Source organism: Haloarcula pelagica (genome assembly GCF_030127105.1).
Lineage (GTDB): Archaea > Halobacteriota > Halobacteria > Halobacteriales > Haloarculaceae > Haloarcula > Haloarcula pelagica.
Map to the genome: position 1 here is coordinate 2,985,990 of NZ_CP126161.1, position 12,559 is coordinate 2,998,548.

Below are 12,559 nucleotides of genomic sequence, written 5' to 3' on the forward strand. Positions count from 1 at the left end.
GGATGGTCAACGGCCTGAACCTCCTGTTCCAGTTCCTCGATAGCTTCGCCTTTATCGTGCTGGCAGCCGCGGGGTTGGCCATCATCTTCGGGATCATGGGCGTCATCAACCTCGCACACGGCGAGTTCATCATGGTCGGGGCCTACGCGACGACCCTGGCGAACATCCGGTTGGGACTCCCGCTGCCGGCGGCGATGCTCGTCGGCGTCCTCGTCTCGGCGGTGTTCGGGCTGCTCGTCGAGCGGGTCGTCATCTCCGGCTGGCTCCCGAACCTCGTCAGCCAGCGCGCCGTCGGACGCGACGTGATCGAACCGCTGTACGACCGCCTCGCCGACTCGATGGTCGCGACCTGGGGCCTCTCGCTGATCATGGTCCAGGGCGTGCGCCTGACGCTTGGCAACTCGCTGGATCAGATCGGGACGCCGCTGGGCAACATCGCCTACAGCGGCTTCTCGTACTCCACCTATCGAGTCTTGCTGGCCGGCGTCGCGCTGGCGGTCCTGGGGATCACCTACTACGTGTTCACCCGGACCGAGTACGGGATGCGCGCCCGGGCGACCATCCAGGACGAGGACACGGCCCGAGCGATGGGTGTCGACACGGAGCGGACTTACATGACGACGTTCGCCTTCGGGTCGGCGCTTGCGGGCCTGACCGGCGCGCTGTACGCGCCGACGATCACGATGGTGCCCGGCCTGGGGAGTTCGTTCCTCGTCGAGGCCTTCGTCGCCGTCGTCGTCGGCGGCCCCAGCGTCGTGCTGGGGACGACCCTCGCGGGCGGCCTGCTGGGGTCGATCAACGCCGTGTTCTCGAACCTCGTCGGGACGTTCTTCGGGCGCATCATGCTGCTGTTGACCGCCATCGTGATGATCCGGTTCCTCCCGGAGGGGATCACGGGCTTCGTCGAGCGCCTCCGCGAACGGCGCCAGGAGGGCGCGTAGATGGCGACCGGCCACTCCGGCGGCGCTGACGCCAACGCCGAGGGCCTGCTCGATCGCCTCGTCGGGCGCTTCGAGGGACCGAACACCGTCGGGAACTCCCGGCGGTTCTGGGCCGGGTTCGCCGTCGCCGTCCTGGCGCTCGCGGCGTACCCGCTCGCGGTCGGCTCCTACCAGGCATCGCGGTTCTCGCTGTTCCTGGTGTACGCCTTCCTCGGGCTCTCGCTGTCGGTCGTCTGGGGCTACGCCGGCATCCTCTCGTTCGGCCAGGTCGTCTTCTTCGGCTTCGCCGGCTACACCTTCGGGGTCGTCTCGGTCAACTTCGCGACGCCCGCGGGGATCACGGCGGCGTTCGTCGTCGCCGTCATCGGCGGTGCCCTCGTCGCGGCGACGCTGGGCTACTTCATGTTCTACGGTGGGGTCAGGAACGTCTACGTCACCATCATCACGCTGGTGTCGACGCTCGTGCTCCACACGTTCATGGCCCAGACCGCCGGCGACGCCTGGACCATCGGCGAGGCCGCGCTTGGCGGGTTCAACGGGATGCCGACCATCCCGAACCTCGCGCTCGGTGTCGGCGGCGCGGCGATCACCTTCGACAGCATGACGTTTTACTACTTCGTGCTGGCGCTGCTGCTCGCGACGTATCTGGGGCTGCGGGCGCTGGTCAACTCCGATTACGGCCGCGTGATGGTCGCGGTGCGAGAGGACGAGGACCGGACCAGGATGTTCGGCTACGATGTCAAGCGCGTGAAACTCGCCGTGTTCACCCTCGGCGGGGCGCTTGCGGGGCTCTCGGGCGTGCTGTACGCCGCCTGGGGCAACTACATGAGTCCCGGGGTCTTCGAGCTGACCTTCGCCTCGCTGCCGGTCATCTGGGTGAGCGTCGGCGGCCGGAAGACGCTGCTGGGCGCGGTCGTCGCCACCGTCGGCATCGAGTTCTTCCGGAACTCGCTGGGTGGCGAACTCGCGTTCGTCATCGTCGGCGCGCTGCTGTTGCTCTCCATCCTCGCGCTGCCGGGCGGGATCGTCCCGTACATCCACGAGAGCTACACGCAACGACGCGGTTCGACGGCGACCTCGGAGCCGACCGAGGCGTCGACGGAGGTAGTCGATCCATGAGTACGAACGACGCGGCGGGCAACCCGAACGTCCGCCAGACGGCTGCGGAACTCGCAACGGGCGACCGAACGGACACGCTGTTGGCGACCGACGGCCTCGAAAAGCAGTTCGGCGGCTTCACCGCCATCGACGAGGTCGACTTCAGCGTCGAGGCCGGCGAACTCCGCTGTCTCATCGGCCCGAACGGCGCCGGCAAGTCGACGCTGCTGAAACTGATCACCGGCACGTACGCGCCGACCGATGGGGGCCTCTACTACGACGGCCACGAGATCACCGACGAGGAGCCACAGGACCGCGTGAAACGCGGGATCAGTATGAAGTTCCAGGTCCCGTCGGTGTACGGTGAACTGACCGTCCGCGAGAACGCGCGGCTCCCGATCCAGCGGTTCGCCGACGGCGACGAGCGCCGGCGGCGCGTCGACGAGGCCATCGAGGCGGCCGGGCTGGCCGGCTCCGAGGATGTCGACGCGAGCACCCTCTCACACGGGCAACAACAGCAGCTAGAGATCGGGATGGCCGCCTCGCTTGAGCCCGATCTACTCTTGCTTGACGAACCGGTCGCCGGCCTCGACGTGGCCGAACGCGAGGCGATCGCCGAGCGGATCACCCGACTCAACGAGGAGGAGGGGATCGCCTTCGTCGTCATCGAACACGACACGGACTTCGTCGCCGAGATCGCCGACGAGGTGACCGTCCTGCACAACGGCGCGGTGTTCCGCGAGGGGCCGATCGAGGAGATCGAGTCCGATCCGGCGGTCCAGCGAATCTACCTGGGGGAGAGCGACCAATGACGGACCTGGTCCTCGAACTCGACGGCGTGACCGCCGCCTACGACTCGACGCCCATCCTCCGGGAGGTCGACCTCTCGGTCCAGTCCGGCGAGATCGTCGGCGTGATGGGGAAAAACGGGGTCGGCAAGACGACGCTTATGAAGACGGTCATCGGCCTGCTCGAACCTGTCTACGGGACGATTACCTACGACGGTACCGACGTGACGACCGACGACGCAGACGAACGAGCCCGTGCCGGTATCGGCTACATCCCGCAGGGCCGGGACGTGTTCCCGAAACTCACCGTCGAGCAGAACATCAAGATGGGCGAGACGGTCAACGCCGACAGCTCGGAGACGCTGTACGACGAGATATACGACTACTTCCCGATCCTCGACGAGCGGGCCGGCCAGCAGGCCGGCACCCTCTCGGGGGGCCAACAGCAGATGCTCGCCATCGCGCGGGCGCTCGTCTCGAACCCCGACCTGCTCTTGCTCGACGAACCCAGCGAGGGCATCCAGCCCTCGATCGTCGACCAGATCAGCCAGGACATGCAGACGATCAACGACGAACTCGGGACGACGATCCTCTTCGTCGAACAGAACCTCGGGGTCATCCGCGAGATGGCCGATCGCTGTTACGCGATGGAACGGGGCGAGATCGTCGACGAGGTCGGTCCCGCGACGCTCGCCGACGAGGACGCCATCGCCGAGTACCTGGCCGTCTAAGTCCGGTCGGTTTCGCGTTTCGCTGCCCGGTCGAAACAATTCTAAGCCCGTATCGCCTATCTCGGGTACTGTGCTGTTCGCCCGTCGGACCCGCTCGCTGACGATTCCCGACGAGCTACGGGACTCGATCGCGGCCAACATCGCGGCGAACCATCCTCACGAGGCGGGCGGGTATCTCGCCTGTGTGAGACGGGACGACCGGCTGTACGCGACCGAACACGTCCCGCTGGAGAACGTCGCCACGGAGCCGCGACGGCGGTTCGTCGCCACGGCCACCGACCGCGTCCCGCCGGAACCACGGGTGTTCTATCACTCCCACACGTCGGCCTCGACGCCCTCTGGACTGACGGGTGTCGACCGGCGGAACATCCACGACCCGCTCGCGATGGTCGTGTTCGCCCCCCACGGGGAGCCCTACAGCTACCGCCTGTTCCGCCTGGGGCTGCTCGGCTGGCGGGAGATGCCGGTCACGACAGCCGACGGGGACCCGGCCGAGCCAGCTAGGCTACCCCGCCTCGTGTAACCTCTCACGGGACGCTTTCGACCACGCGCTACCGGGGTTCGTCGGACTACGAAAAAGCACTGCGAACGCACCGAAAACCGCAGTCGTCAAAGCCGACCCAGTCGAGGAGTCAGTCCTCCTCGCCGCCGGCGACGATGTTGGGGCTCTCCTGGCGTTCGAGACTGTGGATCGGGTAGTCGTCCTTGGTGAGGTACGCGACCACGAGGAAGGTCACGAGACTCACAGCGGCGGCGATGAACGTCGGCAGGCCGTCGAACGACGCGGTGAAGATGTCGTTCGGGATGTACAGCAGCGTGTTCTGGTAGGCGTAGGTCGTCGGCACCAGCACGAACAGGACGAGGCGGGTCGCGGAGCCAGCGAGCATCGAACTCAGTGCTGCCGGCGTGGTCGAGATGTCAGACCAGTACAGCCCCATCACCATCGGGACGAGCGCGCCGGCGAGCATGATGTCGAACGCCAGCACGAGCAACATCCCGGTCGCGGACACACGAATCGCGAGGAACACGCCCAGCAGGGTGATCGGGACGGACATCAGGCGCGTGACGCTGAGCAGTTTGTCGCTCTCGGTGCCGAAAAAGCCCTCGTCGGACCCGCCGTCGGTGGCCGTCGGCGTCTCGCCTGCGCTGTCCTCGTCGACGCGGATCCCGACGACGTTCCGGGCCATGACCGCCGAGGTCCCCAGGATCGCGCCGTCGCTCGTCGAGAACGAGGCGGCGACGATGCCGGCCAGGACGAGCGCGGCGAGCCACGGCGGCACGGCGTTTTGCAACAGCGTGTACAGCACGGCCTGGCTCCCGGCCTCGACGCCGATCGACGAGAGGATCGAGTTCGCCGAGAGCGCGACGATCGAGAACGGGATACCGATGATGAGCGTGCCGGCCGACCCGATGAAGCAGGCCTTCTGTGCGGTCTCGGGGTCGTCGGCCGCGAACACCCGTTCCATGAAGTCGATGGCGACGATGTCACCGAGCCCCAGCGCGACGATCGTCGCGAGGTTGATGTACGCCCCCTGACTCGGGTCGGTAAGCTGTCCGAGGTTCGTCGGACCCATCCCGGCGGGGATCGTGAACCCGTAGTTCGTCGCGATGTAGACGATCAGCGCCATGGAGCCGACGAATGCGATCCCGGCCTGTATCACGTCGGTGTAGGCGACCGAGAACAGGCCGCCGGCGACGGTGTAGGCCAGCACGAGCCCGGCGATGATGAACACGCCGACCTGGAAGCTCGTCCCGACGAAGATCTGGAAGAGAAAGCCCCCGGCGACCAGGTTCCCCGCCAGCAGGAACGCGTAGGCGATCGACATGATGAAACTGGCGACGATCTCGACGGTGCGGCCGTACTTCCGACGGAAGAAGTCGGGCAGCGTCGTGAGGTTCAGCCGGTTCATCGGTTTCGCGAAGAACAGGCCCGTGATGAACAGACACAGCGCCAGGCCGACGGGCAGCGCCGCGCCGGCCCAGAACCCGAAGTCGGCCGCGAGGTCGGTGTTGCCAAGCGTCGCGTTCGAGTCAAGCGACTGTGCCATCAACGTCGCCGCGGCCAGCGGGAGGATGAGTCCCCGTCCGGCGACGATGTAGTTGATGCTGTCGCCCTTGACCTTCCGGGCGACGTAGAACCCGATCCCCATCATCGTCACGATCGTGGCGGCGAGTCCGTAGATGATGACGCTCACGCCACGCCACCTCGATTGACGATCGAACGGGAATTATCGGTCGTATCGAGCGATCCGACAGTTTTCCCCCGAGACTGCGTCAGGGTCGCGTATGATTCGGTCACAACACTTCCGAATTAGCCACTACACAAAGGCATTTTCAAGGTATTGTTTACAGAGTGTTGTTATCTCGTAACGAGCATCCACTGTAAACGTCTGCTGGTAGACACACGTACAGTAGATGTCTACCCAAGTTCCCTAACAGTATTTTAAGACTTTCCACACTGAGGCTGATTATCGTATGTCCACTTATATACGAATACGTAGAATTTGTTCCAACCAAAAGCGCAAACTACTGTCTGATAAGACGATAAATAGAGCGATTAATGCACAGACAGGAACAGTGTGGAGGAAGCGAACAGTGACTCCCGATCCGGTCCGGATGAAACGGAAAGTCCAGCAACTGGGGTCGTCGACGCTGGCCGTGACGGTCCCGGCCGAGTGGGCGCGGTATCACAGTATCGAGAAGGGCGACGAGATCATCGTCCAGCGCGACGAGAACGGCGGTTCGCTCCTGCTGGTCCCCGAGCAGCCGACCATCGAGGACACCGAGGCGACCATCGACGCAGACACGCTGACTGACGAGGCCTTAGAGCGGGCGGTCGTGACCCAGTACGTCCTGGGCCGGCAGTTGATCCGAGTCGAGTCGACGACGCCGCTGTCGATCGACCACCACGACGCGATCAGACGCGCCGAGCGGCGCCTCATGGGGCTGGGAATCGTCGAACAGGGCGACGGGCACGTCACCGTCAGGTGTTCGGTCGCCCCGGGCGATTTCGACCTCCCGACGCTTCTGGGTCGGCTCAGCCGCACCGAGGCGATGATGCGGACGGAGGCGATGACGGCTATCGCCGACGGCGACGCCGAGCGCGCGCGGAGCAACGACGCCCGGTACGAACAGGCCGAGAAACTGTTCTACCTGTTTCTCAGGCTCGTGTTCGCGACCTACCGGAACCCCCGTCTCAACCGGGCCGTCGGGCTCGAAACCGGGTTCCCGCTCATCGGGTACCGCTCGGTCGCACAGGACGTGATGCTGATGGCCGACATCGCCCGCGAGATCGGGACGCTGGTCGCCGACGGCGAGGGCACGGCGACCGATCCGACGACCGCCGAACAGCTGCGTGAACTGGGCAGCGCGCTCGACGACGCCACCTCGACGACGATCGCTGCCGTCACCTCCGCCGACTACGACGCCACGGCGGAGGCCCGCGAGCGGTTCGACACCGTCGACGAGCGCATCGACGCGCTGAACGACCACCTGATGGCCGAGCGGCCCGAACCGTTGTTAGCGCTCCAGCGGGCCGTCGTCCTCCTCGAACGGAGCGCCAGGCACGCGCGGGACAGCCTCGCGGTCGCGACCCACCTGGCGTTCCGTGCGGACCCCGACCTGGTCACCAGCCAGTAGGGGGGCCGTGCTCCCGTCCGTTCTCTCTCGGTGCCGACAGCCCTCTCGTCCGTGCCGGTCGTCTCCTTTCACACCTTAAGGATACCCGAACGGTACATGCCTGCACCAGTTCATCGGGGCGGGTATTACACATTCGAAGGAACGCTTTTCAGTAGTGTCTGTCCATCCATTACTGTCGATAAAATCGGGCGATCCCGCTCGAAATGCAGTCAAAAACACTACGATCACCATGTCAGACGAACGCTCCGGCGAAGACATCTACGGCGAGAAGCACAAGCACGCGAACGAACCCATCTTCAGCGGCGTCCCGACCTTCCTCAAGCTCCCCGAGGTCGAGCGGGACGAACTCGACGACGAGGATGTCGACATCGGCATCCTCGGCGCGCCACTGGACACCGCGACCACCATCCGGCCTGGGACCCGCTACGGACCCCGCGCCGTCCGTGCGGCCTCGACGGTCCCGTCGCCGCCGTACGAGCACTTCAACATCGAGACGGGGATCGACCCGTTCGACAACTTCAGCGTCGCCGACACTGGTGACGCACAGGTCTCGCCCGGTGACACGCGCCAGAGCCAGCTCAACATCGAGGACGCCGTCTACGAGATCAGCGAGCAGGCTACCCCCATCGTCATCGGCGGCGACCACTCCATCTCGTACCCGGACATCAAAGGCTGGGCGGAGGCCAACGGCTACGAGGACATCGGGCTGATCCACTTCGACTGCCACGCCGACACCGGCGAGGACGGGCTGACCGGCTTCGAGTACGACCACGGTGCCTGGGTCAAGCGCGTCTACGACGAGGGGATCATGGACGGCGAGAACTACACGCTGATCGGCCCGCGTGGCTTCTGGCCCGGCCCCGACACCTACGAGGACATGCGCGAGGCCGACATGAAGTGGTACACCGCCATGGAAGTCGGAAACATGGACCTCGATGCGATCGTCCAGGATGCCGTCGAACGCGCGACCGACGGGACCGACGCGGTCTGGGTCTCCTTCGACGTGGACGTGATGGAGCCGGCCTACGCGCCGGGGACCGGCGAACCCGAGCCCGGCGGACTCATCCCGCGTGAGGCCATCTACATGGTCCGGGAGGTCGTCAAGGCTCTCGACCCCGAGGACTTCGGCTTCGACGTGGTCGAGGTCTCGCCGGCCTACGACGTGTCCGACTCCAGTTCCTACAACGGTGGCATCACCAGCGGGCTCGCAAACCGTCTCATCATCGAGGTGATGGGCAGCATGGCGCTCGCCAGCAAGGGGCTGGAGGAGGGCTCGCCGATCAAACCGAAGGAACCGCTCGGACCCACCGGCGAAGCCGAGACGCCCGCGGACGACTGAGCGACGACCGACCGCCGAGGATTTCTGTACGGGCCGAACGCGGACTGCTCTCTTGCCCCGCCGCGTCGGCCTTCGGGACGGCTTCGCCGGCCGTCCCACCTGTTTCAGCCGTCGACCGGCCCGTCATCGCCGGTCCGACTCGATACACCCGCAGTCGCTATATCGAACTGCTCGACGGGGGCCACACTATTTCCGGATCGCACTCCCAGACCGAGATATGGCTGATGTCCACGAGTTACAGTCGCTGCTCGGGTCGGGCGAGGAGCTGACTATCGTCTGTCACAACAACCCGGATCCGGACTGTCTGGCCAGCGCGCTCGCGCTGGGTCGACTCGCGGCGGCGGCGGGGATCGACGAGCGCCGTATCCTCTACAGCGGGGAGATCACCCACCAGCAGAACAGGGCCTTCGTCAACTTGCTCGACGTGGAACTGAAGCCGTTCGACCCGGAACTCGTCGTCGACCGATCCGAGAGATCCCTGCTGGCGTTCGTCGACCACTCCGTCCCGGGCGCGAACAACGCGGTTCCCGAAGGGACGGCAGTCGACATCGTCATCGACCACCACCCGGCAGAAGATGTCCAGGCCCGCTACGTCGACCACCGAGAGGGGGCCGGTGCGACGGCGACGATCCTCGCGGAGTACGTCCGCGACGCCGGGCTCGATGTCGACGCGACGCTGGCGACGGCGCTGCTGTTTGCGATCCGACGGGAGACGCTGGGGTTTCTCCGGGGAGTCACGGCCGCCGAGTACGAGGCCGGCGGCTTCCTCCATGGACACGCCAACGACGACCTCCTGGCGAAACTGTCGACGCCGTCGGTCAGCGGGGCGACCGTCGACGCGATCGCCGACGCGATCGACAACCGGTCGGTCACCGGCTCGGTCCTGTTGACTCACGTCGGACGGACCAGCGAACGCGACGCACTGCCACAGGCCGCGGACTATCTCGTGACGCTCGAAGGGGTCCAGACGGCCATCGTCTTCGGGATCATCGAGGATACGATCCAGCTGAGCGGTCGGTCGACGGACGCGCGGATCAACGTGGGGACGGTCCTGAACGAGGCCTTCGGCGATGTCGGCAGCGCCGGCGGCCATCGGGAGATGGCCGGCGGTGAGATTCCGCTCGGCATCTTCGCGGACTACACGAGCGACGACGACCAGCTCGTCGCGATCGTCGAACAGGTGGTCCGTGCGCGACTGCTGGCGGAACTGAAACTGAGCGAGGAAGACGGCGGGGAGTGACTCAGACGAACCGGAACGTCTCCAGGTTCTTGGGGTTGAACGTCCGCATGTTGAACTTCTGGTACAGCGCCGAGGAGAGCTGGTTGGTGGAGGTCTCGTCGCCGTGGACACAGAGGACCTTCTCGGGGCGGGGGTGCATCGTCTCGACGAACGTCTCCAGCCCCTGGCGGTCGGCGTGGCCCGAGAAGCCGTCGACCGTCTCGACATCCATCTCCAGGCTCACGCGCTCGGCGCGCGGACCGCTCCGGTCTGACATCGTGATCTCGTCCTGACCGCGCTGGATCTGCCGGCCGAGCGTCCCCTCGGCCTGGTAGCCGACGAACACCATCGTGTTGTCCGGGTCCCCGCCCAGCAGGCGGAGCCAGGACATCACGGGGCCGCCGGTGACCATCCCCGAGGTGGTGAGTACGATACAGGGCTCGTCGTCGGCGATGTCCTGGCGCATCTCCTCGCCGCCGTCGACCTGCTGGAACTGCTCGGCCAGGAAGGGGTTCTCGTCGTCGTAGAGGATACGCTGGCGGAGATCCCCACGAAGGTACTCGGGATACGCGGTGTGGATCGCCGTCGCCTCGCGGATCATCCCGTCGAGGTACACCGGCATCGTCGGGATTTCACCCTCCCGCATGGCTTCCTCCAGGACGAGCATCAGCTCCTGGGAGCGACCGACGGCGAACGCGGGGATGAGGATCTTCCCGTCTTTCTCGTTTGCCTGGTTGATGACCCGCTTGAGGACCCGCTCGGAGTCTTCCTGGTCGGTCTGGTAGTCGTTTTTCCCGCCGTAGGTCGATTCCAGCACGAGCGTCTCGACCCGCGGGAAGTCGTTGACCGCGCCGTCCAACAGGCGGGTGTCCTTGTAGTGAATGTCGCCGGAGAAGGCGACGTTGTAGCGACCCTCGCCGATGTGGAAGTGACACACCGCCGACCCGAGGATGTGGCCGGCGTTGTGCATGGTGAGTTTGATGTCGGGCGCGATGTCGGTGACGTTGCCGAACTCAAGCGGGATGGTGTGTTTCAGCGCGTCACGGACCTGCTGGCTCTCGTAAGGCGGGGTCCGCCCCTCCTTCGCGGCCACGTCGAGGTAGTCCAGCTGGAGCAGGCCCATCAGGTCCCGCGTGGGCGCGGTGGTGTAGATCGGTCCGTCGTAGCCGTACTTGAACAGGATCGGGATGAGCGCCGAGTGGTCCAGGTGGGCGTGTGTCAACACGACGGCGTCGATTGAGTTTGGTCCCGCCGCGAGCGCTTCGGGCACCTGGAGGTAAGGGACCTCGCCCTCGGCCCCGGGCTTGTCCCCGCAGTCGATGAGGATGCGCGACTCGGGCGTCGAGAGGATGAACGACGCGCGCCCGACCTCGCGACAGCAGCCAAGCGTCGTCAGCCGGACCCAGTCGTCGTCCGAGGTGGTCGGGCGGTTGATCTTCCGGCCGACCCGTTCGAGGATCTCGCGGCGCTCGTCACGCTCCTGTTTGAGGAAGTTCCGGACGTTCGAGACCGTCGAGGACTCCATGGGTGGGGTCCGAACGACCTCGGGCGTCCACCCGACGCTCGCGGAGATCTGATCCAGCGTCTCGCCGTGACGGCCGATGACGCGGCCGGGTTTCTCGGCCTCGATGAACACCTCGCCGGTCTCGGAGTCGAAATCGAGGTTCTGGACGCCGGCGTCTTCGGGGATCAACTCGGTGATGCGCTCGCGGGCCTGCTTGGGCGGGACCAGCGCGTCCTGTGTCGGGCGGACGTTGATGCGTTTGCGGAGTGTCTGTGCGAGGTTTCGAACGATGCCGTCACGGTTCGCGACGGCCTGGGCGTCTGGCGTGTAGATGACCAGTTCGGGCCCTTCGAACGTCACCGCCTCGATGGCGATGTCGTTCGGTGTTTCGTCCTCGACCTGTGCCTTGATCTTCTCTAAGGTCTCGTCTGCTGAACTCATATGTCGGGAAATCTACCGTTGAAGCGGTCGATCGCCGTCGCAAGAACCACGGCTCTCGGGTATCCGTTGTTTACCGAAAAACGGACCACGAATAAGAACCTTTGCTTCCCGGGTCGATTGTTTCGCCCGCTGGTGGCCGAGAGATTCACCGCCGGCGCCGACCGGAGCAGCGCTGTGATGCGGTACCACGCGTCTCCGGGCGATCCTACCGACCGATTTTAGTGTCGCTCTCCGCTTCCGTGAGACATGGGCTTTGGTAGCTACGACGAATCCGAACAGAAAGACCAGGATGTCGACGCCGACGACAGCGAGGGCGTCGCTGTCCACGAGAACGACCACGACGGCGATGTCTCCTTCGAGACGGAGGCCTCGACCTCCGACCTCGTCGACAAGCTCGGCGAGATGAAAGACGAAGACGCCTGACCCGGCCGACTCGACCACAGCGTTCGGAGCGATCGCCGTGTTTTGCTGGCGCACCTACCGACCCGGAGTCGGCGGTCCGTCTCAGGCGTTCAGCGTCTCGGCCAGGTCGCCGTTCTCGTCGAGCTGTTCGAGGATGTCGCTGCCGCCGACGAACTCCCCGTCGACGAACGTCTGGGGGATCGTCTCGCGGCCGCTGTACTCGGCGAGCGATTCACGAAACGCCTCCGTGGCCTGGAGGACGTTCACCGTCGCAACGTCCTCGCGGTGTCGCTGGATGAGCCCCAGTGCCTTCCGGGAGTAGCCACACTGGGGCATCAGTTCGGTCCCCTTCATGAACAGCGCTACCTCGTTGTCCTCTATCGTCTCCTGGACGGTCGTCTCGACTTCTTCGGGTGAGAGCTCCTCGGGTTCGAACGACATACCCCGTCTTACCGGT

Annotated in this window: 12 protein-coding genes; 9 read left to right on the forward strand and 3 right to left on the reverse strand. The window is 65.5% G+C overall.

Annotation, left to right across the window (positions count from 1 at the left end; all coding sequences use genetic code 11):
- Window positions 1-2 precede the first annotated feature (2 nt).
- The 5 genes from urtB to P1L40_RS15865 all read left to right on the forward strand — a co-directional run bounded on the left by urtB (window position 3) and on the right by P1L40_RS15865 (window position 4,081).
- Window positions 3-941 carry an urea ABC transporter, permease protein UrtB gene (gene urtB / locus P1L40_RS15845; protein ID WP_284008425.1) on the forward strand — a complete coding sequence of 313 codons (939 nt, stop codon included), beginning with the start codon at window positions 3-5 and terminating at the stop codon, window positions 939-941.
- The gene (locus P1L40_RS15850) at window positions 942-2,060 is read left to right on the forward strand and encodes an ABC transporter permease subunit (RefSeq protein WP_284008427.1); all 1,119 of its coding nucleotides are present in this window, start codon (window positions 942-944) and stop codon (window positions 2,058-2,060) included. It abuts the gene before it with no gap.
- Complete coding sequence (locus P1L40_RS15855; RefSeq protein ID WP_284008428.1) at window positions 2,057-2,851, forward strand: ABC transporter ATP-binding protein; 795 nt, start codon at window positions 2,057-2,059, stop codon at window positions 2,849-2,851. The genes P1L40_RS15850 and P1L40_RS15855 overlap by 4 nt, the downstream gene beginning before the upstream one ends.
- Window positions 2,848-3,558, forward strand: coding sequence for an ABC transporter ATP-binding protein (locus P1L40_RS15860; protein WP_284008429.1), 711 nt, complete (start codon window positions 2,848-2,850; stop codon window positions 3,556-3,558). The genes P1L40_RS15855 and P1L40_RS15860 overlap by 4 nt, the downstream gene beginning before the upstream one ends.
- 70 nt (window positions 3,559-3,628) lie before the next feature.
- On the forward strand, window positions 3,629-4,081 hold the full coding sequence (locus P1L40_RS15865) for a M67 family metallopeptidase (RefSeq protein WP_284008431.1): 453 nt from the start codon (window positions 3,629-3,631) through the stop codon (window positions 4,079-4,081).
- A gap of 109 nt (window positions 4,082-4,190) precedes the next feature.
- Here P1L40_RS15865 and P1L40_RS15870 read toward each other — a convergent pair whose 3' ends face one another.
- The gene (locus P1L40_RS15870) at window positions 4,191-5,753 is read right to left on the reverse strand and encodes a high affinity choline transporter 1 (protein WP_284008433.1); all 1,563 of its coding nucleotides are present in this window, start codon (window positions 5,751-5,753) and stop codon (window positions 4,191-4,193) included.
- 421 nt (window positions 5,754-6,174) lie between these two features.
- Here P1L40_RS15870 and P1L40_RS15875 point away from each other — a divergent pair, with 421 nt between their 5' ends.
- The 3 genes from P1L40_RS15875 to P1L40_RS15885 all read left to right on the forward strand — a co-directional run bounded on the left by P1L40_RS15875 (window position 6,175) and on the right by P1L40_RS15885 (window position 9,776).
- Window positions 6,175-7,197, forward strand: coding sequence for an AbrB/MazE/SpoVT family DNA-binding domain-containing protein (locus P1L40_RS15875; protein ID WP_336402189.1), 1,023 nt, complete (start codon window positions 6,175-6,177; stop codon window positions 7,195-7,197).
- 229 nt (window positions 7,198-7,426) lie between these two features.
- Window positions 7,427-8,536 (forward strand): agmatinase family protein, encoded by a 1,110-nt coding sequence (locus tag P1L40_RS15880; RefSeq protein ID WP_284008435.1) that lies wholly within the window; start codon window positions 7,427-7,429, stop codon window positions 8,534-8,536.
- A gap of 217 nt (window positions 8,537-8,753) precedes the next feature.
- Complete coding sequence (locus P1L40_RS15885) at window positions 8,754-9,776, forward strand: DHH family phosphoesterase (RefSeq protein WP_284008437.1); 1,023 nt, start codon at window positions 8,754-8,756, stop codon at window positions 9,774-9,776.
- A gap of 1 nt (window position 9,777) precedes the next feature.
- On the opposite strand, the gene P1L40_RS15890 is transcribed toward P1L40_RS15885, so the two are convergent.
- Window positions 9,778-11,700, reverse strand: coding sequence for a beta-CASP ribonuclease aCPSF1 (locus P1L40_RS15890; protein ID WP_284008439.1), 1,923 nt, complete (start codon window positions 11,698-11,700; stop codon window positions 9,778-9,780).
- A 246-nt stretch (window positions 11,701-11,946) separates the two neighbouring features.
- On the opposite strand from P1L40_RS15890, the gene P1L40_RS15895 reads away from it, so the two are divergent.
- Window positions 11,947-12,123, forward strand: coding sequence for a DUF5786 family protein (locus P1L40_RS15895; RefSeq protein ID WP_284008440.1), 177 nt, complete (start codon window positions 11,947-11,949; stop codon window positions 12,121-12,123).
- A gap of 81 nt (window positions 12,124-12,204) precedes the next feature.
- Here P1L40_RS15895 and P1L40_RS15900 read toward each other — a convergent pair whose 3' ends face one another.
- Window positions 12,205-12,543 carry a glutaredoxin family protein gene (locus P1L40_RS15900; RefSeq protein WP_284008441.1) on the reverse strand — a complete coding sequence of 113 codons (339 nt, stop codon included), beginning with the start codon at window positions 12,541-12,543 and terminating at the stop codon, window positions 12,205-12,207.
- Between the last annotated feature and the right edge of the window lie 16 nt (window positions 12,544-12,559).

Bases quoted from the DNA above. Each gene is read 5' to 3' on its own strand.
- urtB (WP_284008425.1), top strand. From the start codon at position 3: ATGGTCAACGGCCTGAACCTCCTGTTCCAGTTCCTCGATAGCTTCGCC.
- P1L40_RS15850 (WP_284008427.1), top strand. From the start codon at position 942: ATGGCGACCGGCCACTCCGGCGGCGCTGACGCCAACGCCGAGGGCCTG.
- P1L40_RS15855 (WP_284008428.1), top strand. From the start codon at position 2,057: ATGAGTACGAACGACGCGGCGGGCAACCCGAACGTCCGCCAGACGGCT.
- P1L40_RS15860 (WP_284008429.1), top strand. From the start codon at position 2,848: ATGACGGACCTGGTCCTCGAACTCGACGGCGTGACCGCCGCCTACGAC.
- P1L40_RS15875 (WP_336402189.1), top strand. From the start codon at position 6,175: ATGAAACGGAAAGTCCAGCAACTGGGGTCGTCGACGCTGGCCGTGACG.
- P1L40_RS15880 (WP_284008435.1), top strand. From the start codon at position 7,427: ATGTCAGACGAACGCTCCGGCGAAGACATCTACGGCGAGAAGCACAAG.
- P1L40_RS15885 (WP_284008437.1), top strand. From the start codon at position 8,754: ATGGCTGATGTCCACGAGTTACAGTCGCTGCTCGGGTCGGGCGAGGAG.
- P1L40_RS15890 (WP_284008439.1), bottom strand. From the start codon at position 11,700: ATGAGTTCAGCAGACGAGACCTTAGAGAAGATCAAGGCACAGGTCGAG.
- P1L40_RS15895 (WP_284008440.1), top strand. From the start codon at position 11,947: ATGGGCTTTGGTAGCTACGACGAATCCGAACAGAAAGACCAGGATGTC.
- P1L40_RS15900 (WP_284008441.1), bottom strand. From the start codon at position 12,543: ATGTCGTTCGAACCCGAGGAGCTCTCACCCGAAGAAGTCGAGACGACC.